Here is a 24,507-nt window from a genome sequence, read left to right on the forward strand (position 1 = left end):
GCAGCACACCGCGCACACCCGCAGCCCAACCCCGACCGCAAACCCCGGCCCGACCGCAGCCCCCGAGGAGGAGACCCACCATGACTGAACTGAAGCCAACGGTGGAGCAGCCCTCTCCTCGGGGGCGGCGTCAGGTTCGGGACCGGCGGCGGAGCACCCCGCGGGCCAAGGGGATGCGGGCGGGACGACTGCCCTACCTGCTGATCGTGCCGGCCGTCGCCGTGCTGGTCGTGGTGGTCGCCTGGCCACTGCTGAAGATCGTCACCCTCTCGCTGCAGAAGCAGGATTCGAGCAAGTACGCGCTCTTCCATGGCGGCGGTGGCACCAAGTTCGTCGGCCTGCAGAACTTCACCCACGTCCTCGGTGATGCCACCTTCTGGGCGGTGCTCGGACGCACCTTCGTCTTCACCGCGTTCAATGTCGCCCTCAGCCTGATGATCGGGATGAGCCTGGCCGTGCTGCTCAACCGCGTATCCAAATGGGCTCGCGTCATCCTGATCGTGGTGCTGCTCTTCGTCTGGGCCGTCCCCTCCACGGTGTCGACTCAGGTCTTCTACTGGCTGTTCAGCAATCAGTACGGAGCCGTCAACTATCTGCTCGACCAGATCCCCGGTGTTCACATGCACGGCCATGACTGGTTCGCCGACCCGCATCAGGGCCTGGCGGTCATCAGCGCCGTCGTAATCTGGGGCGCCATACCGCTGCTGGCGATCTCGCTGCACGCCGGAATCACCCAGATTCCCAAGGAGATTCAGGAGGCCGCCTACTGCGACGGGGCCAGTGCCTGGCAGACCTTCCGCAGCGTCACGTTTCCCTTCCTGAAGCCGCTCATCGTCATCCTCACCACGCTGTCGGTGATCTGGGACTTCGGCGTCTTCAACCAGATTTGGTTCATGCGCAACGGCCACCCCGAGCCCGGCTACCAGACCATCGGCATCTACATGTACTCCAACGGAATCGGCAGCAGTCACTACAACCTCGGCGCCACGACCGGGGTGTTGATGATGATCTGCCTGCTCTTCGTGATGGTCTTCTACATACGGCAACTCTTCCGGATCGGAGACGCGGAATGACGGTCACCGTCGAGCGGCTGTCGGCGGATGCGGCCACCTCCGACACCGGCGCACCGGCATCGCGCCGGCCACGCTTCCGCCGGCGCCAGTACGCCACGGGCGGCTGGAACCTGCTGGCGATGGTGATCGCCGTCGTCCTCGGATTCCCCATCTACTGGATGCTCATCACGTCGGTCAAGACGAGCAGTGACATCAACCGATTGGTCCCGCAGTTCTGGCCATCCCACCCGACACTGCGTGGTTTCCGCGAGGTGCTCGGTGACCCGATCTTCCGGGAGGATCTCGCCAACACCGCGGTGATCACGCTGGCCGCCGTGGTGATCAGCATCATCCTCGGCTTCTTCGGGGCGTTGGCGATCGCGAGATTCCGCTTTGCCGGAAGGAAGGTCTTCGTCTTCGCGGTCCTGATCGTGCAGATGATTCCGTTGCTGGCCCTCACCATTCCAATGTCGCTGCTGCTGGATCGCTTCCAACTGAAGAACAGCCTTACCGGCGTCATCATCGCCTACCTGATGTTCACCATGCCGTACACGATCTGGACGCTGCGGACCTTCATCGCCAACATCCCGAAGGAGATCGACGAGGCGGCCCTGGTCGATGGCTGCAGCCGCTGGCAGACCTTCTACAAGGTGATCCTGCCGCTGGTCTGGCCCGGTCTCATCGCCACCGGCGTCTACTGCTGGATCCTGGCCTGGAACGAGTTCGTGCTGGCCAACACCCTGCTGCTGGACAATGACAAGCAGACATCGATGATCTACCTGCTCATCTTCCAATCGACTCCGGTGCACGGCGCCGACTACGGCGGCCTGATGGCGGCGGCGACGCTGACGGCGCTGCCGGTGGTCATCCTCTTCGTGATCTTTCAGAGCCGCATCTCCTCCGGGCTCACCTCCGGCGCGGTCAAGGGCTGATCGAGTGAGCACTCCAACTGAGAACGTCGTCGCCATCGACGTCGGCGGCACGGGTATCAAGGGCGGGCGCTATGACCGTTCGGGATCGATGCAGGCCGAGCAGCAGGCCGCGACCCCCGCCGGTAGCGAAGCGATCGTCGCGACCATCGTCGAGGTGGCCCGGCTACTGCGCACCGATCGGACGCAGGCGCTGGGCGTCGTCGTGCCGGGTGTCGTGGACGTCGAGGCCGGTGTCGCCCGACGGGCGGCGAACCTCGGTTGGCAGGATCTGGCCCTACGGGCCGAGCTGAGCTCTGAGCTCGACCTACCGGTGAACCTCGATCACGATGTTGCCGCGGCGACCTTGGCGGAGAGCCTTTACAGCAATGAGGATCTGCTCTTCGTGTCACTCGGGACCGGCGTCGCCGCCGGGCACGTCGTGGACGGAGAGGTGTGGCGCGGGGCCACCGGTCGAGCCGGCGAACTGGGGCATATCTGCGTGGTCGACGGCGGCGAGCGCTGTGGCTGTGGACAGCACGGCTGCCTGGAGGTCTATGCCTCGGCCACCGGTATCGCCCGGCGCTATGTGGCGGCCGGGGGAGTCGTCGGGCTGGGGTCGGCTGAGATTGCCCAGCGGCTGAACAGCGATCTGATCGCAGCACAGGTCTGGGCGGAGGCGGTCAACGCATTGGCGACGGCGCTGGCCACCGACGTGCAGATCTTCGACCCGGCCTGCATCGTGATAGGCGGTGGGCTAGCCGGGGCTCGAGACCTGCTGCTGGACCCGCTGACCGCCGCCCTCGATCGTCGACTCCGCTGGCGATCGGCGCCGCCGATTCGGCTGGCCGCGCTCGGCGTCGAGTCCGGCCGCCGCGGCGCCGCGGAGCTCACCTGGCGGATGGTCGATCGGCCTTTGGTGGAGCAGCGATGAGCATCCTGACCGGGGCCCGGGTGGTTACCCCGGGCGGCGTGATCGACGACGGGCGGATCGAGATCGTCGACGACCGCATCGTCTCGGTCGCGGCGGCGGAGAACTCCCCGGCGGCTGCAGATCACCTCCGCGATGAAATGGACCTCACCGGAAGCTGGCTGCTGCCGGGCTTCATCGACCTGCACATGCACGGTGGCGGGGGGTATGACGTCACCCGCTCGGCCTCGGACATGGCGGCGGCGGTGGCGTTCCACCGCGGTCACGGCACCACCCGCACGCTCGTCTCCTTGATGGCCCAGCAGATCGATGCCATGTGCGACCAACTCGCCTGGGTCAGTGACCTGGCCGCGGCGGGCGTCGTGGCCGGGGCCCACTTGGAGGGGCCTTTCCTCAGCGCCGCTCGCTGCGGAGCGCAGCGGCCGGAGAACCTGCTGGCGCCGGACCCGCTGGTGCTGCACAAACTTCTGGAGGCCGGTCAGGGAGTGGTGCGGACCGTCACCATCGCCCCCGAGCTTCCGGGCGCCCTGGAGCTGATCCGGGACATGGTGGCCGCCGGGGTCGTGGCGGCCGTCGGACACACCGACGCCAGCTATGAGCAGACCGCCGCCGCCTTCGCCGCTGGGGCCAGTCTGGCCACGCATCTGTTCAATGCGATGGGTTCTTTCAACCAGCGCGCCCCGGGGCCGGCGATCGCCGCGCTCGACGCCGGCGTCTTCGTCGAGATGATCAACGACGGGGTACACGTCCATGAGTCTCTGACCCGTCTGGTCGAGCGGACCGCGCCGGATCGGCTGGCCTTCATCACCGATGCGATCAGCGCGACCGGGGTCGGCGACGGCGAGTATTCACTGGGCGATCAGGCGGTCCGGGTCCGCGACGGGCAGGCGCGGCTGAGTAACGGCCACAGCCTGGCCGGCAGCACACACACCATGGACGAGGCGGTCCGGCGCGCGGTGCTGGAGGTGGGCATGTCGATCGAGGCGGCGTCGCTGGCGGCCTCCGGAACGCCGGCCCGGGTCCTCGGACTCGAGCAGACCTGTGGCGCCATAGCGCCTGGGCTGAACGCCGACCTGGTGCAACTGGACGATGACCTGCGGGTGCAGCGGGTGATGGTCGGAGGTCGCTGGATATCCTAAAATTCAGATTTTCAAAAGGCTTGATTCCATAAGTAACTCGTGAGTAACCTCCTGGCATGAGCCGTTCAGGGAGTAAGCGATTCGCGACCGCGCTGCTGGCCGGAGCGGTACTGGCCACGAGTGCGGTGGCCGCCACGGCCCTGCTGGGCGCCGACGCCGCCTCAGGTGCCGCCGGGGCCAACCGCACCGAATCGATCGTGACGACGAGTTCGCCGATCACATCGGTGGTCGAATCGGTGGTGAGCCTGAAGGATCCGCTGCCGGCCGCCGACGGCGCCCGCCCGGCCGCCTGCGACTGGATCTCCTATCTGCGTTACCGCGACGCCGCCGGCCCGAGCGACTACAGCAAAGCCGACAAGATCCTCATCGCCCAGCCGGGAATCTTCGAAGGGGCGGGGGCCTTCGACAGCGTCGCCCGCAACACCGTGGCGGCGGCGGCGAAGCTGGGCAAGCACATCGAGTTCTGGGCTCTGGACCGCCGCTCGAACTGCCTGGAGGATCACACCGGAATCCAGGCCGGCCTAGCCGCGCGGGATCCCAAGACCGCGATCGACTACTACTACCACCACACGTCGGTGAACGGTAAGACGTTCGCCGGATTCCAGAGCAGCGACCAGATCGCCTGGCTCGGCCACGTCGGCATGGAGCAGACGGTGCGCGACCAGTACGACGTCATGACCGCGGCCTTCCCCAGCCAGTCCCAGCGTAAGCAGAAGTTCCTCTGCGGCGGCCACTCCCTCGGCGGCATCGTCACCGGGTTCTTCGCCGAGTGGGACTTCGACGGCCTCCCCTGGACCAAGTCCGACGCCGGCTACAACCAATGTGGCGGATTCTTCGCGCTGGACACGGTCATCTCCACCTCGATGGCCAGCCTCACCGGTATGCCCGACTCCGGGGATGTGAACACCGGTGGCATCAGCTCGGTGGGGAATGCCCTTGGCTATGCGGCGACGGAGGCCGGGCTGAATCTCGGGATCATCCCGCGGTCGGTCTCGCTGCCCACGCTGATCAACCCGGAGACGACGAACCTGCTGAGCGTGGCCGGGCTGGCGTCAGCCCTCGATCCGAACGGCAAGTCGACGCTCACCACCGACGCCCCGGACAACTTCAATCTGGACTCGACGTTGCAGATTCTCTTCTCACGGAATCTCCAGTCTTTCATTGCTGGTTCGCCGTCAATCCGTACCTTCAACATCACCAACGACGCGGTGCTGGGCGGCCTGATGGATGACAACTCCGAGCCCCTGGGCTTCCTGCAGTCAAGCGTGGGCTTCTTCACCGGCGGCCCGGTCGCCGACAAGGACTTCCCACTGTCGGGCGATCAGCTCAACGATCCGATGCTGGCCAGCCTGGCCAGCACCTTCGGTCACGACACCAAGGCGATTCCGACCCAGCCGAATGGCCCCCTCTACGGCTGGCTGAACTACGACCAGGTCGGCGGCCCGAATGACCCGGTGGCTCTGGACCGCAACGGCAAGCCGTTCACCAGTGCGGCGAAGGAGGTCACCGACATCCACGAGCTGGCGCGCAGCATGGGCGAGCAACCCCTTGATTTCACTGAGGATTACTTCCCGACCAAGATCCTGACCGACATTGCCGAGGCCGCGGCCCCGCAACTGTCGAGCAAGGCCAGCCACCCTGAGGGGCTCACCGCCGATCCCGTGCTCACCATTCGGGGCGGCGACGGGTTGATCGCCCCGGCGGTCGCGCCGGCGGGCACGGTCACCGCACCCGGCTACAACCACATCGACCTGCTCACCGCCTCGCCGGTGCAGAACGACGGCAAGCCGGAGATCGTCTCCACCACGCTGGCCGGATTCGCAGCCAAGTAGGTCGGCGAAGTAGATCGCTACTTGGAGACGCGGCGGACGACCTGCCGGGTCACCCAGTCCGGGCTGATGGCCGAGCCGGCCGCCATCAGGCGGGTCTGCCGGCCGACGGTGCGATGGGGCGAGCGCAGCGGTACCGGCCGCTCGGTGACCGTCTTCCAGGCCGCGGCCGCCACGTCCTGGGCGCTGAGGCGGACACCGAACTTCTGGGTGCCGAGCATCCGGTCGCCGTCGACGTGCACCATGTCGGTTGCGACGAACATCGGGATGAGGCTGCGTACCTTGATCCCGCTGCTCTGCCACTCCAGGTCCAGGGCCTCGGTCAGCGACTTCACCGCCGCCTTCGTCGCCGCGTAGGTGGCGATGGTCGGCTGGCCGAAGAAGGAGGAGGCCGAGCACATGTTCAGCAGCATTCCGCGCGCGGCGAGCAGGTAGGGGTAACCCTCCTTGCTGCCGTTGATGACACCCATGATGTTGATGTCGACGATCCGGCGATGGGTCTGCTCGTCCATCTCGATGAAGGGGCCGGAAGCTAGGACCCCGGCATTGTTCATCAGCACGTCCACCCCCGAACCGTGACCGCCCTCGGTGAAGGTGGCCAGCGCCGTACGCCACTCTTCGGCGCTGCGCACGTCGAGCGCCCCGCTGACCAACTCGGCTGGACTGCTGGCGCTGCGGCGGATCTCAGCGGTGGCGACGGAGACCGCGTCGGCGTCGATATCGAAGAGGCCCACCCGCCAGCCCCGGGAGTGGAAGAGCGCCGCGGTCGCCCGCCCGATTCCCTTCGCCGCGCCGCTGATGAAGATGCTCTTGGGTGACGCAGTCATGACACTCCTGATATCGGCCCGGATCCGGTGAGTTCGGATCAAGCTAACCACCGTGGTCTAGGCCTCAACGTCTAGGTACTGCTCGGACGTCCTAGTAGCTTTACAGCGTTGTCCAGCAGTCCCAACAGCAGACCCGATTCCCAGGAGCCGACCCGATGCGTAACCCCAGAGCCTTCTTCCGTCCGTTGGCGGTCGGCGCCCCGGAGCCGGTGCAGGAGGTGCCGTTCAAGCCGTCGCGGATGATCCATTTCTTCGACCCGAGCAACGAGCGGATGGCGGCCAAGGTGCCGGCACTGGTCGGCACCGTCGACATCCTGCTCGGCAACCTGGAGGATGCGATCCAGGCCGACCGCAAGGAGGCCGCTCGCGCGGGGCTGATCAACATCGCCCAGACGACGGACTTCGGTGCGACCCAGCTCTGGACCCGGATCAACAGCCTCGACTCCCCGTGGGTGCTGGACGACCTGCTCGCGCTGGTGCCGGCGATCGGGGAGAAGCTCGACGTGATCATGGTCCCGAAGGTCGAAGGCCCGGAGGACATCTACTACATCGATAGGTTGCTGGCCCAACTGGAGGCGAAGGCCGGGATCTCGCGCCCCATCCTGGTCCACGCGATCCTGGAGACCGCGGCCGGAGTCAATAACGTGGAGGCGATCGCCGCCGCCAGCCCGCGTATGCAGGGGATGTCGCTCGGCCCGGCCGATCTGGCCGCCAGCCGGCGGATGAAGACGACCCGGGTCGGCGGCGGCCACCCGGGCTACCTGGTCCGGACCGACCCGGTCGACGGCGAGATCAACGCCGACCGTCCGATTTTCCAGCAGGATCTCTGGCATTACACGATCGCTGCGATGGTCGATGCGTGCGCGGCGAACGAGATCCTGCCGTTCTACGGGCCCTTCGGCGACATCGCCGATGTGGTGGCCTGTGAGGACCAGTTCCGCAATGCCTTCCTGCTCGGATGCGTGGGCACCTGGACGCTGCACCCGGTTCAGGTGGGCATCGCGCGCAAGGTCTTCAGCCCGTCGGCGCAGGACGTGGCGTGGGCCCGCAAGGTGATCGACGCGATGGGCGACGGGACCGGTGCGGTGATGATCGACGGCAAGATGCAGGACGATGCCACGGTGAAGCAGTGCCGGGTGGTCGTCGGTCTGGCCGACGCGCTGGCCGCCAACGACCCGGAGCTGGCCGCGGCATACGCGTCAAACGTCTGATTCGCAGGCAACGTCTGAATGATTCTTAGAAACCGCAGCGAGGTCTGGCTTCTCGCGCCGCGTTGCCGCAAGATATATACATGCGTCTAGAAGCTCGTTGGTTCGTGTTGCACGGCATCGTCAGGTTCGCCACCAAGCGCTGGGCCAAACAAGGGGATACCCAGGCCCGGCTCATCGCTGATCCGTCGACCCGGATCGATCCGGTGCCACTCTTCGAGCAGATCCGATCCGACGGGCCGGTGAGCAAGACTCGCGTCTCCAACATCACCGTCGACCACGCCATCACGCACGCCGTGTTGCGGTCGGACGACTTCCGGGTCATCTCGGTCGGGGTGAACATCCCCAAGCCGCTGCGCTGGGTGGAGGCCCGTACCCGCAGTGGGTCGCTGCACCCCCTGCAGGAGCCGTCGCTACTGGCCGTCGAGCCACCGGAGCACACCCGCTACCGCACGCTCGTCTCCTCTGTCTTCACCGCGCGAGCCGTGAATGGGCTGCGTGACCGGGTCCAGCAGCGAGCCGACGGTCTGCTGGACGGGCTCCTGGCCGATGCCGCCGCTGGTACCGAGGTCGACATCGTGGCTCGGTACTGCGCGCAGCTGCCGGTGCTGGTCATCAGCGAGATCCTCGGCGTCCCCGAGTCCGAGCGGGAACGGGTGCTGAAGTTCGGCGAATATGCCGCGCCCAGCCTGGATATCGGCCTCACGCTGCAGGAGTTTCGCCTGGTGGATAAGGGACTGCGTGAATTCGACGAGTGGCTCGGTGGTCACCTGGAGAACCTGCGGCGAAACCCGGGCGAGGACCTGATGAGCCAGTTGACTCGGGCCTCGCAGGACGGCGAGAGGCTGAACGACCGTGAGCTGCGGGCGACGGCTGGTCTGGTGCTGGCCGCCGGCTTCGAGACGACCGTGAACCTGCTGGGCAGTGGGGTGCGACTCCTGCTCGACAATCCCGAGCAGCTGGCCCGGCTGCGGGCCGACCCGGCGCTCTGGTCGACGGCGGTGGATGAGGTGCTGCGGCTGGAGTCCCCGGTGCAGCTCACGGCGCGAGTGGCCCGACGGGACACCGTGCTGAGCGGAGTTCCCATGGTCGCCGGCGAGATGATCGCGCTCGTGCTGGCCGGGGCGAATCGTGATCCGAACGTCTTCGACGATCCGCACAGCTTCGATGTGACGCGGGCGAACGCCAGCAAGCACCTCTCCTTCTCTGGTGGTCGTCATTACTGTCTCGGCGCGGCGCTGGCCCGAGTTGAGGGCGATGTGGGGCTACGCAGCCTCTTCGACCGCTTCCCGGAGCTGACGCTGGCCGGCGCCGGAACGAGGCGCACGACCCGGGTGCTGCGAGGCTGGTCGAGCCTTCCCGTGCTGCTCGGCACGCCCGCCCAGCGTCCGGTGAATGTGGGCGTCTCCGCCGGGGGGTAGTTAAATCACGGTGAGTTCGACCGCTGGCCAGTTAGGGAATCCCCGCCCTCCAATGCTGTAGTTGAGTAATCAACTAGATCATTGGAGTGGTAATGCAGTTCGGAGTATTCACCGTCGGCGACGTGACGCCGGACCCGACGACCGGTAGGGCGCCGACTGAGCATGAGCGGATCAGGTCGATGATCGCGATCGCGCTCAAGGCCGAGGAGGTCGGGCTCGATGTCTTCGCCTCCGGTGAGCACCACAATCCTCCGTTCGTCCCGTCCTCGCCGACGACCCTGCTCGGGTACATCGCGGCCCAGACCTCCAAGCTCCTGCTCTCGACGTCGACGACACTGATCACCACCAATGACCCGGTGAAGATCGCCGAGGACTACGCCTTTCTCCAGCATCTGGCCGACGGCCGGGTGGACCTGATGCTGGGACGGGGCAACACCGGCCCGGTCTATCCGTGGTTCGGTCAGGACATCCAGCAGGGGATCGGGCTGGCCGTGGAGCACTACGCGCTGCTGCGACGACTCTGGCGCGAGGAGGAGGTGGACTGGGCCGGGGAGTTCCGTACGCCGCTGCAGGGCTTCACCTCGACCCCGCGACCGCTCGATGGAGTGCCGCCGTTCGTCTGGCACGGTTCGATCCGCAGCCCCGAGATCGCCGAGCAGGCCGCGTTCTACGGTGATGGATTCTTCGCCAACCACATCTTCTGGCCGAAGGAGCACTTCATCCAGCTCATCGACTTCTATCGGCAGCGCTTTGCGCACTACGGTCACGGGACGCCGGAGCAGGCCATCGTCGGGTTGGGTGGTCAGGTCTTCATGCGGCGGAACTCGCAGGACGCCATCCGGGAATTCCGCCCCTACTTCGACAAGGCGCCGGTGTACGGGCACGGCGCGTCGCTGGAGGAGTTCATGGCGCAGACCCCGTTGACCGTCGGCAGTCCGGCCGAGGTGATCGAGAAGACCCTTACTTTCCAAGAACATTTCGGTGACTACCAGCGTCAGCTCTTCCTCATCGACCACGCTGGATTGCCGTTGAAGTCAGTGCTGGAGCAACTTGACCTGCTAGGTGAGATCGTGCCGGTGCTGCGTAGGGAGCTCGAAGCTCGTCGGGCTCCCGGTGTGCCGCAGGCCCCGATGCATCCGTCTCTCAAGTCGTCGATGAGCGGGACGCCCGAGCCGGCACCGGCCAGCTGACTACCGTCGGCCGGTAGCGGCCGCCCCGGCGCCCAGACGGTGCGCCGCGCGCACCAGGGAGCCGTTACTGCTGATCGCCGCGCCCGATCGGTCGCGCTGCGTGTCCTCCAGTCCGATGCGGGTGTCGATGCCTCGCGCCACCGCGTCCTCGAGCAGAATCCAGGCGGCGTCCCCCTCGCCGTGCTGTAGTCGTGGCGCGCCGAGGCGGCGGCGATCCAGCACGGCGTGAATCTCGTCGACCATCGCGACCGACGTGCCGGCCGGCGCATTGACCGGCTCGATCAGGATTCGCGAGACGAGATTGCCGTAGCCCGACCGAGCCAGCCGCTCGGCGTCGTCGACGCTGGAGATCCCGGCCTCAATGCCGATGCCGCAGTCCAGGCAGGCCCGCATCACCGCCATGACGCCGCGCTCGGAGAGGTTCACCGACGCCGAATCGGGCCAGCGCCAGGTGCGTACGTGCTTGGCTCGCTGCTCCGGATCAGGTTCGATCCAGGCCCCGGTGGTGACGCCGACCGGTACCCGGCAGAGCTCCTTCACCCGGCGAACCGCGTCATCGACGACCTCGGCGGTGAGCTGCTCCCGGCCGCTGGCGTCGCGGGGGTGCAGGTGAATCGCTCCCGCGCCGGCCAGCACGCACTCGGCGGCGTCGGCTGCGAGTTCCGCCGGTGAGATCGGCACGGTGGCGAAGCTGTCCCTCTGGTGCGCTCCGTTGAGCGCCGCCTGCAGTAACACGACTGGCCCCGACTCGTCGCGCAGCGGTTAGCGATTGAGGATTCGACGGACGACCAGCAGGATCAGGATCGCGGCGATGCCGAGGCCGATCGCGTTACGTTTGGTGTTCGACTTGCCCGCCGTCGCCGCTTCGGTTGCGGCCTGCAGCCGGTCGCGGATCTCGCTGCTCAAGTCGTCGATGCTGTCGCGGATCTCGTCTGCGGAGTGAGTCGTCGCCATAATGCTGCTCCTCGGATCGAAGGCCATGGGCTGCGTTCGAGCCGCGAAGGCGTGCGGCTCGACCTGTTACCCAGAGTAGTGATCGGTTGCTGTGGTCCGCGTGAGGTCCGGAATAGCTGGCCCTTAGCGCATCGCGAAACAACTCGGGCAAACGTAATACAGGTGTGAGGGTGGGCACTTGGGTGCGCTGCCCCTTGACGGCGAATAGTTTCCTAGGAAACATTGTCTTCACGCAGTACTGGGGGGTACGGCGAAGCAGCGCAGCAGGGTAGTACGGCAGGTCACCGTCTCGGGGGATTCGGTGGGCGTCGCACCTGATCGACTCGGGGGACGAGATCGGGACACCACCCCGCAGGCGCGCTACACAAGTAGAAGCGCGGTTTCGGGCAGCGAGAGCGGCCCGGAACCGCGTTCTGCATTTCTCGCCCCATCAGCCGCCCAGCCGCCGCCCGCTCAGCCGCCGAAGCTCATGTCGAAGTCGTGCATGGTCAGCGTGAGGATGGGTCGACGGCCAGCCAGAAACGCCAACGGCCCGGCCGGGTTCGCCGTGAAGGTGGCGGCGGCGACACCGAGTCCGGCCCGCGAGCGAACCGGCGTGACCTTGGCGCGTCCATGTAACCGCTGAACGACCCGAAACCGGACTGGAACGCGGACCGGCAGCCGTCGCCGCGGACGGATGGTGCCGGCGGCGATCGCGCCTGACTCGTCGGCCGCGGTGAAGTCCCGGCCCCGAGCGGGCGCCGGGGCAGGCTCAGCTGAATCGTCGGAGAAGTCGAAGTCGGCCAGCTGCTTGGGGATTCCCCACAGCGCCTTACCGCCGTCGCGCGACTGCTCGCTGTCCACCCAGATATGGGTGATCGTCGGCAGCAGGCGCCACCGGCTGCGCACCAGGAGCGTCGACATCAATTCGCGGTAGTGGAGCACGCCGCCGGGCTGGTAGTCGACCCATGCCGTTGCGACCACGCATCGGCCGCCGAGGCGAACCAGGTGCACGCCCGGCGGCAGGCCCCGCGACGGTGCATCCGTCAGAGCTTCCTGCACTTCGGCCAGCGGGACCAGGAAGACCGAGGCGTGCAGTTGCCCGACGAGATGCCACGGCTCGGCCGGGTACTCAGCCGTCATGACTGCTCCCCAGCGCTCGGGGCGGCGGCCGGTAGGAAGATCGGCAGACGCAGCGCGCCGGGCGCGGGCTCCGGCACCACCGGAGACCGCGGCGTGGTGGCCGCGATTCGCCGGTAAGGGGTGCCGAGCGGAGCGCGCAGATCGTCCTCCCCGTTGTTCGGCCAGAACGAGAGCGCACGTTCGGCCTGGGCGGTGATGGTGAGCGAGGGGTTGACGCCCAGATTCACCGAGACGGTCGAGCCGTCGATGACATGCAGGCCGGTGTAGCCGTAGAGGCGCTGGTAGGCGTCGACGACCCCGGTGGACGGCGAATCGCCGATCACGCAGCCGCCGATCAGATGACCGGTGACCGGCATGTTGATGATGTCCCCGAGCGAGCCCGAGGGGGTGCCGCCGATCGTGGCGGCGACCTCGCGGGCGACCTCGTGCCCGGCCGGGATCCAGCTGGGGTTGGGCTCACCCTCGCCCGGTGTGCTGCGCAGTCGCCGCCACCCCAGACGGGACCTCATCGAGGTGGTGATCGAGTTGTCGAGACTCTGCATGACGAGCAGCACGATCGTCTGCTCGGACCAGTGCCGCGGATCGTGCAGTCCGGCCAGTTCGCGGCGGTGACGCCACATCTGTACCGCGGCCTGCCGCCAGCGAGCCTTCCCGGCCGCGTTCCCATCGATCAGGATCGCACCCATGAGGCTCAGTAGATTACTGCCCTTCCCGTACCGCACCGGCTCGACGTGGGTCGAGGGGTCGGGGTGGATCGAGGAGGTGATCGAGACGCCGCGGGAGTAGTCCCCGCCGCCGGCCGGTGGCACCTTGCTGCGGGCGGCCAGGATGGCCTCGGAGTTGGTGCGGGTGAGCTTGCCGACCCGATCGGAGATCAACGGCAGCGAGCCATCGGCCCGCAGGGTGTGCAGCAGCTTCGCCGTTCCGAGCGCACCGGCCGCGAAGATCACCTGGTCGGCGGTGAAGGTCCGGCGCTGGCCCCTTCGCTGGCCCCTTCGCTGGCCCCGACGCCCACGGCGACTGCGCCCGGTTCGATGCGTCTCGACCGTATAGCCGCCATCGGCGCGCGGGCGAACCGTCTGGACCGTGGTCATCGGATGAACCTCGGCGCCGGCCTGTTCGGCCAGGTAGAGGTAGTTCTTCACCAGCGTGTTCTTGGCATTGTGCCGGCATCCGGTCATGCACTCACCGCAGTGGATGCAGGAGCGCCGGGCTGGCCCGACCCCGCCGAAGTACGGGTCGGGGACCTCGACACCCGGTCGGGACCCGGGGGGGTCGCCCGCAGCGGTGTCGCCGAAGAAGACGCCGACATCGGCCCGCTGGAACGTCTCGCCGAAGCCGAGCTTCGTGGCGACGTCCCGCATCACGCGATCCGACGGGGTCATCCCCGGATAGGTGGCGACGCCGAGCATCCGCCGGGCCTGGTCGTAGTAGGGAGCCAGCTCAGCCCGCCAGTCGGTGATATGCGCCCACTGCCGGTCGGCGAAGACCGAATCCGGCGGTTGGTAAAGGGTGTTCGCGTAGCCGAGCGAGCCGCCACCGACGCCGGCGCCGGTGAGGATGAGCACGTCGCGCAGCGGCGTCATCCGGAAGAACCCGTAGCAGCCGGCCCGCGGAGCGAAGATGTAGTCCCGTACGTGCCAGGAGGTCTTCGGGAAGTCCTCGTCGGCGAATCGGCGGCCGGCTTCCAGGACGCCGACCCGGTACCCCTTCTCGGTGAGACGCAGCGCGCTGACGCTCCCGCCGAAGCCCGAGCCGATGACAAGGACGTCGTAGTGATCGCTCACGACGCAACTCCGATCGATGCCGATGAGATGACGACGGCGACGAGGCGGCGCGCGTGGGCCGTCCGCACCCGCTTGGTGGTGCCGTAGAGGACGAGTGCGGAGTCCAGCCCCGGCTCGAACGGGGCCAGGGCGAGATGGGGGAGCAGCAGGATGGTGATGCTCAGCAGGGCGTCCACGTCGGTCTCCTCGGCGAGTTCTCCGCGGGCGATCGCATCGGCGAAGAGCGGTCGCAGCGCCTGGGCGTAGAGACGATGAACGGGCTCCCGGACGGCCAGCCGGATCGCCGGGTCGAGCTCGAAGTTGGTCGCTGCGGTGACTCCGCGCTCCAACGGGTGTGAGCTCATGTAGTCGATCCACACCTCGACCAGTCGCGTGAAGGTCTCCAGAAATGCATCGCTCGCTGCATCGCCGGCTCCGTCGCCAGCTCCGTGGCCCGCTCCGGGTTCGGCCTCCGCGCGGTCGAGATGGGGGGCGAGAGCGGCGTAGATGCTAAGTGACACGTGCTCGGCGATGTGGGCGAAGAGGTCGAACTTGTCCTCGAAGTACTGGAAGAGGGAGCCCTTCGCGACCCCGGCCTCGCGGGCGATGACGTTGAGGCTGCCGCCCGAGTAGCCCCGCCGCCCGAACTCGGACATGGCGGCCAGCAGCACCCGTTCGCGGCGCTGCTCATCGAGATTCACCCAAGTTGATCTTGGCATTGCGCACCCGTCTGCTCGCTGTCATAGTGAGTATGACCACCCGGTCACAATTAGACAAGCTATCGGCCGTAGCTGCTTGAAAATTGCTCCGGCTCGGTCGGGTGCCGGTCGGACACAAGTCGAATACCTGTCGGATACAGCGGAGGAATACATGAACGAACGGGTCTGCATCATCGGTGCAGGGTCATCCGGAATCGCGGCGGCGCAGGTTCTGGCCGATCGCGGGATCGACTTCGACTGCTTCGAGGCGGGCTCGGAGGTCGGCGGAAACTGGCGCTACCTCAACGACAACGGCATGTCCTCCTCCTACCGTTCGCTGCACATCAACACCTCGCGGCAGATCATGGAATATGCCTCGTACGGCATGGACGACAGTTACCCGACCTACCCCAATCACGTGCAGATCGCGCGGTACTTCGACGAGTTCGTCGACCACTGGGGACTGCGTAAATACATCCAGTTCCGCACCGAGGTGACCAATGTGGTGCCGGCCGCGGGCGGTGGCTGGGAGGTGAGCACCCGGCCGCGGGGAAGCGCGGAGCTGACTACCGAGCACTACGCCGCGGTGATCGTCGCCAACGGCCATCACTGGGACGCGCGGATGCCGGAGCCGGCCTTCCCCGGTGCCGAGACCTTCACTGGCGAGCAGACGCACTCGCACTACTACAAGACGTTCGATGGCTTCGAGGGGAAGCGGGTGCTCGTGCTGGGCATCGGCAACTCAGCCTGCGACATCGCCGTCGAGACCTCCAAGGTGTCGGCCCGGACGTTCCTGGCCATGCGCCGTGGCGCGCACGTGCTCCCCAAGTACGTCTTCGGCATCCCGACCGACCACCTCACCACCTCGCCCCTGGCCCGGATCCGGATCTTTCCGATGCAGCGGACGCTGCTGGGACTGACCGTCCGGCTGGCTCGCGGGAATGTCGTCGACTACGGTCTGCCGGCCCCGGACCACAAGATCGCGTCGGCCCACCCGACCATCTCCGACGACCTGCTCACCCGACTCGGTCACGGAGACATCACAGTGAAGCCGAACATCGAACGGATCGACGGAGACACTGTGCACTTCGTCGATGGAACGTCCGAGCAGATCGACCGGATCGTCTACTGCACCGGATACAAGATCAGCTTCCCGTTCCTCGACCCGCAGCTGATCACCGCGCCCGACAACCAGATCGAGCTCTACCACCGGGTGGTCGATCCGAACCATCCCGGGCTCTACTTCGTGGGGCTGGTGCAGCCGCTGGGCGCGATCATGCCGCTGGCCGAGGCGCAGGCGGGCTGGGTGGCCGATCTCCTCGACGGCACCGCGACGCTCCCCAGCCAGGGCGAGATGCAGAAGGAGATCAGCGGTTACCGCCGCTCGATCGCGAAGCGCTACGTCGCCTCCAAGCGGCACACCATCCAGGTCGACTTCCTGGAGCACCTGCGCGAGATCAAGTTGGAACGGGCAGCGGGAGCCCGGCGGCACGGCCAGTCACGGGCCCTGATCAAGGATCGGACACAGGTGGTACGTCCGCTCGGAAATTCTGCATAAACTCAGCCAATGACCGCGCAATATCTCCGACGGCAGGCCGAGCAAGGGGTCCTGGTAGCCGTCGGCGACCTCGTCGAGGACATCGTGGTCTGGCGTACCCGCGACGTTCACCCCGGCACCGACAATGAGGCGGCCATCTTCCGCTCGCGCGGTGGTAGCGCCGCGAATGTCGCTTTTTTTGCGGCTGATCTGGTCCCGTCCCGCTTCATCGGCTGTGTCGGTGAGGACGCGGCGGCAACCATGCTGGTCGCCGAGCTGACCGATCGGGGCGTCGACGTACGGGTCCAGCGTCGAGGGCGCACCGGCACCATCGTGGTGCTCGTCGACGCCGACGGTGAGCGCACCATGTACCCGGATCGGGCGGCCGCCGGTCAGCTGCAGGAGGTCTCGGACATGTGGCTGGTCTCAGCCGGTTGCCTGCACGTCCCCGCCTACTGCTTCGCCACCGAGCCGACTGCGGGCTCGGTGCGCCGCCTCATCGACTCGGCCCGCCGGCGCGGTGTGCCGGTCTCGATCGACGCCTCGTCGACCGGGATGATCACCGACTACGGCGTCGAGCGTTTCCGTCAGCTGCTGGACTCGGTGCAGCCTCAGTTGCTCTTCGCCAACGCCGACGAAGCGGCGCTGCTCGACCTGGCCAACGATCGTTTCAGCGGCACCCTCACGGTGGTGAAGGACGGCCCCCGACCGACGGCCGTCCGCCCGGTCTTCGGCGACGAGCTGCTCGTTCCGGTCCCGCCGCTGGCCGGGGTGCGCGACTCGACGGGCGCCGGTGACGCCTTCGCGGCGGGCTTCCTCAGTGCCTGGCTGGGGCACAGCGACCTGGCCGAGTGTGCCCGCTTCGGCCATGCGCTGGCCCGCTCGGTGCTACTCACTCCGGGGGCCCAGTCGAGCAGCCCGGTGGGCTGAAGCTTCCGGCCGGCGCCCCGAGGACCGCCCCGGCCGGCGGTTTCGCTGTCGTGCGGCGGGGCCGGGCTGGAATGATCGCGGTATGACTGAACAAGCTGCGCACCTTCCGGCGACGGCGTTACGGGTCTCGGAGGCAGTGGCGACGGCGCTGGCCGAGGGGCGTCCGATCGTGGCGATGGAGTCGACCATCTTCTCCAGCCTCGGCCTCCCCTCGCCGGCCAATCTGGAGGCGCTGCGGCGCTGTGAGGCGGCGGTGACGGCGGCCGGTGCGCTCCCCGCGGTCACCGCGATCCTCGACGGCCAGGCCCGCATCGGGCTCGAACCCGGTGAGGAACTGCGCGTGCTGGCCGGCACCCGGAAGGTGGCCGAACGAGATATCGCGGTGGCCCTGGCCGAGCGGATCGAGGTCGGCGTCACCACGGTCTCGGCCTCGGTGGCGCTGGCCCACGCCGTCGGGATAGAGGTCTTCGCCACCGGCGGGATCGGCGGAGTGCACCGGCAGGCCGAGATCACCGGGGACATCTCGGCCGACCTCGATGCCCTGGCCAACCATCCCGTCGTCACGGTCTGCGCCGGCGCGAAGGCCTTCCTGGACCTACCGCGAACCCTGGAGTACCTGGAGGCGGCCGGCGTTCCGGTGCTCGGCTGGCAGCACGACTGGTTCCCGGCGTTCTACACCCGCTCCAGCGGGCTGCCGGTGCCGCACCGGGTCGAGTCGGCCGCAGTGGTGGCGAGGGTGCTGCGAAATCGGATCCGGGCGCGCAGCGGTGTGCTGCTGACCGTGCCGGTCCCGGAGGCCGACGAGCTCGACGCCGAGCATCTCGCCGGTGCCCTGGAGGCGGCGCTGGCCGACTCTGCGGCGCAGGGCATCACCGGCGCCGCGGTCACCCCGTTCATCCTCGGCCGCATCGGTGAAGCGACGGCCGGCGCGAGCGTGCCGGCCAACCTGGCGCTGGCCGAGAACAACGCTCGGGTGGCCGCACTGGTCGCGATCGAGTTGGCGGGCTGAGTCGGCTCGCTAGAGAACCTGGCTTCCGGGCGGCGAGCCGTCGCCGGGGAGCGCTTGCGGGTGCTGCTCCGGCTGCGTCTGGGTCTTGGGTTCGGTCTCGGTGGCGGCGGCCGCCTCTCGCTCCCGGGCCGCACTGGCCATCTCCTCCTCGGTGATCGGTCCGACGGCCGCCGCGAGCAGAGCGCCGTTGGGGATGTTGAGCGGGCCGTCAGCGGTGACCACCATCGTGTACAGGAGGCCGACAGTGGTGACCACCCCATCATGCGGGCCGCCGAGCGCGCCCGAGTGGATCCGCACCCGCTCGCCCGGTACGTACGGGCGGGAGAAGAGCAGCACCAGCCCGGCGACCAGATTCCCGAGGACCTGCTGTCCGGCGATGCCGAGGATGATCGCGGTGAAGCCGCCGCCGACCAGGAACCGTCCGGCATCGATCTCGAGCACGTTGATGACCGCGGTGAAGGTGAAGAGGAAGCCGACCAGCAGCACGCCGACGCGCAGGGCCGCCGCCGCCGACGCTCCGGCTCGGGCGTCGCTGACCCGGGAGACCTCATTGGCCGCGCTGCGGGTGCCCAGCACACCGAAGATCGCCACCAGCGCGGCGCAGCCCCAGGAGATCAGGCGGACGTGCAGCGTTTCGTCGTGCACACCGCCGAGGGTCGCGTTGAGGATCAGCGCGCAGACCGCCAGGACGCCGAAGACGACGCTACGCCGGAAATCGGGGCGGACCCGCGACTCCAGGGTGCGCAGGGCATCTATCGTCGCCGGCGGGAGCATTTGCTTGGCCCGTCCCCGATGCCACCTCATAGCTACTGTCTAGCAGCAAATCCCGGCGGCCTGCCGCAGGGCGTCGGCGGCACGCAGCGCCGGGTCGGGCTCGACGAAGACAAACGGGCAGCCAATCGCAGTCGACCCGCCGTCGGCGTGTGGGTTGTCACCGACCATCACGCAGTGCGCGGGCGTGACGCCCAGGTGCGCGCAGGCGATCCGGAAGATCTCCGGATCGGGCTTCATCACACCTACCTCATAAGAGAGGACGAGTTCATCGATGAGGCCGAGGGCGCCGTGGGTGGATAGCACCGGGCGCGGGTCCCAGCCGATGTTGCTCACCATGGCCGTCGGAATCCCCAGGGCCTTCAGGCGCGTCAAGACCGCCAAAGTCTCCGGATAGGGTCGCCAGGCGGCCACGCTGACGCCCCGTTCGTAGAGGCGCGCCGCTTCGTCGGCCGAGAGCCCGGTATGCCGGCTCATCCCGGAGTAGGCCTCCCGGTGGGCGGCCAATGAGAGGTCCCGGCGAGCCCAGACGTCCTGCAAATGTAGGGGTATCTGCTCCGGGCCGCTGCTTCCGTTCAGAGCGCCACCGTCGTGCAGGCGCTTGGCCCATCGAGCCGGGTCCAGCCCCGCCGCCGTGGTGGCCGCCTCGGACGATTCGATGTAGAAGAGCGTGGCCGAGAAGTCGAAGAGGACACCCCGGTAACGGCCCCCGACGTCGCCTTCGACGTCGCCTCCGACATCGCCTCCGACATCGGCCTCGCGCTGGCCGCTGCCGTGCTCGTCCGTCACCTCGGCGACGCTATCAGCGCTCCTCAGCGGACCCCGATTCGCCCCGCATAGCGGTAGGCGAAGTGCGGGTCGGTGTCGGCGGTGATGGTGAAGTCATAACGCCCCTCGACCGTCGGCCAGGTCAACTCGCTGTGTCCGCCGCCGGTTACCAGCACGGTGACCTTTCGCGGTCCGTGGTCGTTCGAGCGGATGGTGAAGCGTTCCCCGGCCCGTCCGCGGTTCTCCAGCCGGATGAGCACGGCGTCAGTGGCCGTCTTCGGCAGCCTCACCGACGCCCCCGGGATTGCCCCGGCGTGTGGAAGGACCAGGGTGACCGCCCCCGCGAAGGTGCGCAGGAAGCCATCGGGGCCGTGCAGCGCCAGGTCGTAGCGCAGCCCACTGAGCAGCGTCTCGTTCGGGTAGCTCGCGCTCTCACCGGGTCGGACCAGCAGCGGCGTCGCCACGAACGGGACGCGGTGCGTGGAGTAGACCGACAGCGGTAGCGCCAGCGAGCCGAGGTTGGTGACGGTGGCGGTTACCTGGCCGGTCTTGGTGTCGACGCTCAGGTTCCCGTCGGCCCGGTACCCGAGCGTCCGGGACTTCCGCCCGCCCAGTTCGGTGATCGGCGCCGGCTGGCCTCCCAGTGCCGGGATGGCCACCGCCGGAAGGGATTTCTCCCGGTCCGCCTCGGCCACCAGTTCGGCGGTGTCGGGCAGCTTGGGAATGCTGGGGTCGAAGGAGTCGAAGTCGAAGCAGCTGGTGAGGTCACCACAGACGGCGCGGCGCCAGTCGGAGATATTCGGTTCGCGGACTCCCGTCACTTGTTCAAGGAAGCGGATCACCGAGGTGTGGTCGTGCGTCTGGGAGTTGACCCAGCCGCCGCGACTCCACGGCGAGACGACGGTCATCGGCACCCGGGGACCGAGCCCGATCGGAAGTCCGTCGACGATCTCGCCTGGGGTACCGGGCCCCGCGAAGGGGGCCGGGATGTGGTCGAAGAACCCGTCATTCTCGTCGAAGTTGATGAGCACGGCGGTGGACTCCCAGAGCTTCGGGTTCTCCCACAGAGCCCTGAGCACCCGGTTGGTGTAGTTCGCCCCGTCGGCCGGGCGAGCCCGCGGGTGCTCGCAGTACCCGTACGGGGCCACCACCCAGGAGACGGTCGGTAGCGAACCGCTGGCGCAATCGTCAATGAATTGCTGCAGAACATGGTCGACGTTCTGGCCTTGACCGGAGTCCGGCTTCCATTCGGTACGCAGGCTGGCCCGATCGGCGAGCTGGCGGACCTTCGGGTCGGACGAGGCGAGCGCGTCATGGTAGGCCTGGAAGAGCCAGAGCGGGTTGTCGCCGTAGTCGCCCAGCCAGCCGTCGTCCCCGTCGCCGACCTCGTCATTGGCGTAGACCTGCCAGCTGACACCGGCCTGCTGCAGCCGCTCCGGATAGGTCTTCCAGTTGTAGACCGGCAGGTAGTCGTCCGGGTTGGAGATCGCCGGACCCCCGGCCTGACCCTGCGGGTCGATCGTCCCGGTCCAGAGGTAGAGCCGGTTCGGTGTCGTCGGGCCCTGGATGGAGCAGAAGTACTGATCGCAGATGGTGAAGGCGTCGGCCAGCGCGTACTGCCAGGGAATGTCGGCCCGGGTGAAGTAGCCCATGGTCTCCTCGCCCTTCGCGCCGACCCACCCGTCCCAGGCCCCGCCGTTCCAGGCCGCGTGCGTCCCCAGCCAGCTGTGGTCGAGGTCGCTGGCCTCCTGGGCGTTGAACCTGGTGGTGTCCATGTGGAATGGGCTCAGCGTGGAGGTGCCGAGGCGGGCCAGGTCGGGTTGGGCGAAGACGTCGCCGCCGCGGGGGTAGGTGAGTGCCTGGCGGTCGGCGAAGCCGCGGACACCGCCGAGTGATCCGTAGTAATGGTCGAAGGAGCGGTTCTCCTGCATCAGGATCACCACATGCTTGACGTCCTTGATGCTGCCCCGGTGACCGCGTTTCGCGGCGGGATCGGCTGACGGCACGGTCGCCGCGTCGGCCGTGCCGGCTCCGGGCAGTTGGCTCGCCGCCACCGCACCGGCCGCGGCGGCCGCGCCGCCCAGGAAGTTTCGTCGCGACACGCCGCTCATAGCTCTGCTCCATTGGTCGGGGGACAGCGAAGGAAGAAGTGCATTCAGCTCAGCCCACGAAGGTGGAACTGAGGTGAACGGTTCGCCTCAGCCAGGCGAAACTGAGGCGACATCCGCGCCAGCCCGGCTCCTGCGCGAGGTCCGCGTAAAATTTCACCTGTGGATGACAGCGTGATCTCGACCGAAGACCCCCGGACGCCCGACATTCGCGCCCTGCTGGAGCGCCATCTTGCCTTCGCCAACCTGCACAGCCCGCCCGAAGACGTCCATGCGCTGAACGTCGAGGCGCTGCTGGATCCGAGCATCTCCTTCTTCGCGCTGCGGCGAGCCGGCGCGCTGCTCGGGGTGGGTGCGCTGCGGCAATTCAACGCCCATGAGGGCGAGTTGAAGTCGATGCACGTGGCGGCGGAGGCTCGGGGGGAGGGCGCCGGGCGAAGAATACTCAATCATTTGCTGGGAGTTGCGCGAGAGCGCGGGCTGCGTCGGGTCAGCCTGGAGACCGGCACGATGGCCGCCTTCGACGCGGCGCGCTCACTCTATGAGAGTGCCGGGTTCGTGCCGTGTGGACCGTTCAGTGACTATCCGCTGAGCTCGAACAGTGCCTACCTGACGCTGACGCTGGAGGTCGACTAGAAGGGATCGTCATGCCCGTTCCGAGAATGGTGGCCCGGCTCAATCGGGCCGGTCTGAACAAGGTGACGAGTCGAGTTGTGCCCTGGGCTCCCGGGTTCGGCCTGGTCACCCACCACGGACGCCGTTCGGGGCGGGAGTTCCATACGCCGGTCAACGTCTTCACAGTCGCCGACGGGTTCCTGATCGCGCTGACCTATGGCGTCGAGAGTGACTGGGTGAAGAACGTGCTGGCCGAGGGCGGGTGCGGGCTCACCACCCGCAGCCGGACGTACCAGCTCACCGCGCCGCGGGTGCTGCACGATCCGTCCCGCGCGCAGGCCCGGGTGGTGGAGCGGCAGATTCTCGGCTTGCTGCGCGTCTATGACTTCCTGCTGCTGAAGAGGAGCGACCCAGCCTCGAACTAGGCTGCCGGGATGGCATCCGCGTGGGAGCAGCTCGTCCGGTACGACTCCGGCCACGTCTGGCACCCGTACGGTCCGATGCCGGCCCGAACTCAGCCGTTGCCGGTCAGCTCAGCCCGCGGGGTGCGCCTGCGCCAGCCGGACGGCGAGGATCTGATCGACGGCATGTCCTCTTGGTGGGCGGCGATCCACGGCTATCGCCACCCGGAACTGGACACGGCGATTCAGGAGCAGCTCGGCGAGATGGCCCACGTGATGTTCGGCGGGCTCACCCATGAACCCGGTATCCGGTTGGCCCAACGGCTGATCGAGATGACCCCGGCCGGGCTGGAGCACGTCTTCTTCGCCGATTCGGGTTCGGTCTCGGTCGAGGTGGCGATCAAGCTCAGCCTGCAGTACTGGCAGGCCCGTGGCCGGGGCGGGAAGACGCGCCTGCTGGCCCTGCGCGGCGGTTACCACGGTGACACCTTCGGGGCTATGTCCGTCTGTGATCCGGTGGGTGGGATGCACAGCATGTTCGCCGGTGTACTGCCCAAACACCTCTTCGCCGACCGGCCGCCGGCCGGGTTCGAGACGCCGCTGCAGCCTCAGTATCTGGCCCACCTCGAGGAGTTGGTCGCCGGTCACGCCGATGAGTTGGCCGCGGTGATCGTCGAGCCGGTGGTCCAGGGCGCCGGTGGGATGCACTTCTACAACCCGGGCTACCTGCGGGTGCTGCGTGAGCTCTGCGACGAGCACGGAGTGCTCCTCATCCTTGATGAGATCGCCACCGGCTTCGGTCGCAGTGGGGCTCTCTTCGCGGCCGAGCATGCCGGCATCAGTCCCGATCTGATGTGCGTCGGCAAAGCACTCACCGGGGGGTATCTCTCCCTGGCGGCGGCGCTCTGCACGAGCGAGGTGGCGGCGGTGGTCTCGGCCGGCGAGGCGGGCGGCCTCATGCATGGCCCGACCTTCATGGCCAACCCGCTGGCCTGCGCGGTCGCCCTGGCCAGCACCGATCTCATTCAGCGGGGTGGCTGGCGCCGCGGCGTGCCGCGGATCGAAGGGGTGCTGCGGGCACAGCTGGAGCCGGCCCGAGAACTGCCGAGCGTGGCCGATGTACGGGTGCTCGGAGCAATCGGCGTCATCGAACTGCACCAGCCGGTCGACGTGCCCGCGGCCACGGTGGTGGCGACCCGGCGCGGCGTGTGGCTAAGGCCCTTCCGCAACCTGGTCTACACGATGCCGCCGTACGTCAGCACGGATGCTGACGTACGGCAGATCGCGGACGCTGCGGTTGCGGTTGCGGTTGCGGCCGGTTAG

23 protein-coding genes are annotated in these 24,507 nt (G+C 67.7%); 14 read left to right on the forward strand and 9 right to left on the reverse strand.

Annotated features, from left to right (window positions below):
- Positions 1-80 precede the first annotated feature (80 nt).
- From CPH63_RS05925 to CPH63_RS05945, 5 genes are read left to right on the forward strand one after another with little or no spacing between them, the layout of a single operon-like run.
- Positions 81-1,073 carry a carbohydrate ABC transporter permease gene (locus CPH63_RS05925; protein WP_197704595.1) on the forward strand — a complete coding sequence of 331 codons (993 nt, stop codon included), beginning with the start codon at positions 81-83 and terminating at the stop codon, positions 1,071-1,073.
- Positions 1,070-1,984, forward strand: a complete 915-nt coding sequence (locus CPH63_RS05930) for a carbohydrate ABC transporter permease (protein WP_096301995.1) — start codon at positions 1,070-1,072, stop codon at positions 1,982-1,984. The genes CPH63_RS05925 and CPH63_RS05930 overlap by 4 nt, the downstream gene beginning before the upstream one ends.
- Positions 1,985-1,988: 4 nt before the next feature.
- Complete coding sequence (locus CPH63_RS05935) at positions 1,989-2,894, forward strand: ROK family protein (RefSeq protein ID WP_096301996.1); 906 nt, start codon at positions 1,989-1,991, stop codon at positions 2,892-2,894.
- Positions 2,891-4,030 (forward strand): N-acetylglucosamine-6-phosphate deacetylase, encoded by a 1,140-nt coding sequence (gene nagA / locus CPH63_RS05940; RefSeq protein WP_096301997.1) that lies wholly within the window; start codon positions 2,891-2,893, stop codon positions 4,028-4,030. Before CPH63_RS05935 ends, nagA begins: the two co-directional genes overlap by 4 nt.
- Before the next feature lie 56 nt (positions 4,031-4,086).
- The gene (locus CPH63_RS05945) at positions 4,087-5,862 is read left to right on the forward strand and encodes a hypothetical protein (RefSeq protein ID WP_197704596.1); all 1,776 of its coding nucleotides are present in this window, start codon (positions 4,087-4,089) and stop codon (positions 5,860-5,862) included.
- Between the two features lie 17 nt (positions 5,863-5,879).
- Here the strand turns inward: CPH63_RS05945 and CPH63_RS05950 are convergent, their stop codons facing one another.
- Positions 5,880-6,686, reverse strand: a complete 807-nt coding sequence (locus CPH63_RS05950) for an SDR family oxidoreductase (protein ID WP_096301998.1) — start codon at positions 6,684-6,686, stop codon at positions 5,880-5,882.
- 155 nt (positions 6,687-6,841) lie between these two features.
- On the opposite strand from CPH63_RS05950, the gene CPH63_RS05955 reads away from it, so the two are divergent.
- The 3 genes from CPH63_RS05955 (at position 6,842) to CPH63_RS05965 (ending at position 10,505) form a co-directional block, all read left to right on the forward strand.
- Positions 6,842-7,897, forward strand: coding sequence for a CoA ester lyase (locus tag CPH63_RS05955; protein WP_096301999.1), 1,056 nt, complete (start codon positions 6,842-6,844; stop codon positions 7,895-7,897).
- 80 nt (positions 7,898-7,977) lie between these two features.
- Positions 7,978-9,315, forward strand: coding sequence for a cytochrome P450 (locus CPH63_RS05960; RefSeq protein WP_096302000.1), 1,338 nt, complete (start codon positions 7,978-7,980; stop codon positions 9,313-9,315).
- Between the two features lie 92 nt (positions 9,316-9,407).
- Positions 9,408-10,505: an LLM class flavin-dependent oxidoreductase gene (locus tag CPH63_RS05965; protein ID WP_096302001.1), complete on the forward strand. Its 1,098-nt coding sequence runs from the start codon at positions 9,408-9,410 to the stop codon at positions 10,503-10,505.
- Here CPH63_RS05965 and CPH63_RS05970 read toward each other — a convergent pair whose 3' ends face one another.
- The 5 genes from CPH63_RS05970 to CPH63_RS05990 form a co-directional block, all read right to left on the reverse strand.
- A complete protein-coding gene (locus tag CPH63_RS05970; protein WP_157749319.1) occupies positions 10,506-11,240 on the reverse strand; it encodes a 3-keto-5-aminohexanoate cleavage protein in 735 nt (244 codons plus the stop codon).
- Positions 11,241-11,267: 27 nt separating this feature from the next.
- Positions 11,268-11,459: a hypothetical protein gene (locus tag CPH63_RS05975; protein WP_096302003.1), complete on the reverse strand. Its 192-nt coding sequence runs from the start codon at positions 11,457-11,459 to the stop codon at positions 11,268-11,270.
- Between the two features lie 453 nt (positions 11,460-11,912).
- Positions 11,913-12,581: an acetoacetate decarboxylase family protein gene (locus CPH63_RS05980; RefSeq protein WP_096302004.1), complete on the reverse strand. Its 669-nt coding sequence runs from the start codon at positions 12,579-12,581 to the stop codon at positions 11,913-11,915.
- Positions 12,578-14,368, reverse strand: coding sequence for a GMC oxidoreductase (locus CPH63_RS05985; RefSeq protein WP_096302005.1), 1,791 nt, complete (start codon positions 14,366-14,368; stop codon positions 12,578-12,580). The genes CPH63_RS05980 and CPH63_RS05985 overlap by 4 nt, the downstream gene beginning before the upstream one ends.
- On the reverse strand, positions 14,365-15,066 hold the full coding sequence (locus CPH63_RS05990; RefSeq protein WP_096302006.1) for a TetR/AcrR family transcriptional regulator: 702 nt from the start codon (positions 15,064-15,066) through the stop codon (positions 14,365-14,367). The genes CPH63_RS05985 and CPH63_RS05990 overlap by 4 nt, the downstream gene beginning before the upstream one ends.
- Before the next feature lie 151 nt (positions 15,067-15,217).
- On the opposite strand from CPH63_RS05990, the gene CPH63_RS05995 reads away from it, so the two are divergent.
- The 3 genes from CPH63_RS05995 to CPH63_RS06005 all read left to right on the forward strand — a co-directional run bounded on the left by CPH63_RS05995 (position 15,218) and on the right by CPH63_RS06005 (position 18,521).
- Positions 15,218-16,603, forward strand: coding sequence for an NAD(P)-binding domain-containing protein (locus tag CPH63_RS05995; protein ID WP_096302007.1), 1,386 nt, complete (start codon positions 15,218-15,220; stop codon positions 16,601-16,603).
- Positions 16,604-16,612: 9 nt separating this feature from the next.
- The gene (locus CPH63_RS06000) at positions 16,613-17,512 is read left to right on the forward strand and encodes a carbohydrate kinase family protein (RefSeq protein WP_096302008.1); all 900 of its coding nucleotides are present in this window, start codon (positions 16,613-16,615) and stop codon (positions 17,510-17,512) included.
- Positions 17,513-17,594: 82 nt separating this feature from the next.
- Positions 17,595-18,521 carry a pseudouridine-5'-phosphate glycosidase gene (locus CPH63_RS06005; protein ID WP_096302009.1) on the forward strand — a complete coding sequence of 309 codons (927 nt, stop codon included), beginning with the start codon at positions 17,595-17,597 and terminating at the stop codon, positions 18,519-18,521.
- A gap of 9 nt (positions 18,522-18,530) precedes the next feature.
- Here CPH63_RS06005 and CPH63_RS06010 read toward each other — a convergent pair whose 3' ends face one another.
- Genes CPH63_RS06010 through CPH63_RS06020 form a run of 3 tightly spaced genes read right to left on the reverse strand, consistent with a single transcriptional unit; the run spans position 18,531 to position 22,171 of the window.
- Complete coding sequence (locus CPH63_RS06010; protein ID WP_096302010.1) at positions 18,531-19,325, reverse strand: mechanosensitive ion channel domain-containing protein; 795 nt, start codon at positions 19,323-19,325, stop codon at positions 18,531-18,533.
- A 9-nt stretch (positions 19,326-19,334) separates the two neighbouring features.
- On the reverse strand, positions 19,335-20,081 hold the full coding sequence (locus CPH63_RS06015; RefSeq protein WP_096302011.1) for an HAD family hydrolase: 747 nt from the start codon (positions 20,079-20,081) through the stop codon (positions 19,335-19,337).
- A gap of 23 nt (positions 20,082-20,104) precedes the next feature.
- Positions 20,105-22,171 (reverse strand): phosphocholine-specific phospholipase C, encoded by a 2,067-nt coding sequence (locus tag CPH63_RS06020; protein ID WP_096302012.1) that lies wholly within the window; start codon positions 22,169-22,171, stop codon positions 20,105-20,107.
- 159 nt (positions 22,172-22,330) lie between these two features.
- On the opposite strand from CPH63_RS06020, the gene CPH63_RS06025 reads away from it, so the two are divergent.
- From CPH63_RS06025 to CPH63_RS06035, 3 genes are read left to right on the forward strand one after another with little or no spacing between them, the layout of a single operon-like run.
- Positions 22,331-22,804, forward strand: a complete 474-nt coding sequence (locus tag CPH63_RS06025; protein WP_197704597.1) for a GNAT family N-acetyltransferase — start codon at positions 22,331-22,333, stop codon at positions 22,802-22,804.
- An 11-nt stretch (positions 22,805-22,815) separates the two neighbouring features.
- The gene (locus tag CPH63_RS06030) at positions 22,816-23,208 is read left to right on the forward strand and encodes a nitroreductase family deazaflavin-dependent oxidoreductase (protein WP_096302014.1); all 393 of its coding nucleotides are present in this window, start codon (positions 22,816-22,818) and stop codon (positions 23,206-23,208) included.
- A 9-nt stretch (positions 23,209-23,217) separates the two neighbouring features.
- Positions 23,218-24,507 (forward strand): adenosylmethionine--8-amino-7-oxononanoate transaminase, encoded by a 1,290-nt coding sequence (locus CPH63_RS06035; RefSeq protein WP_096302015.1) that lies wholly within the window; start codon positions 23,218-23,220, stop codon positions 24,505-24,507.

It is taken from the genome of Jatrophihabitans sp. GAS493 (assembly GCF_900230215.1).
Taxonomy (GTDB): Bacteria; Actinomycetota; Actinomycetes; order Mycobacteriales; family Jatrophihabitantaceae; genus MT45.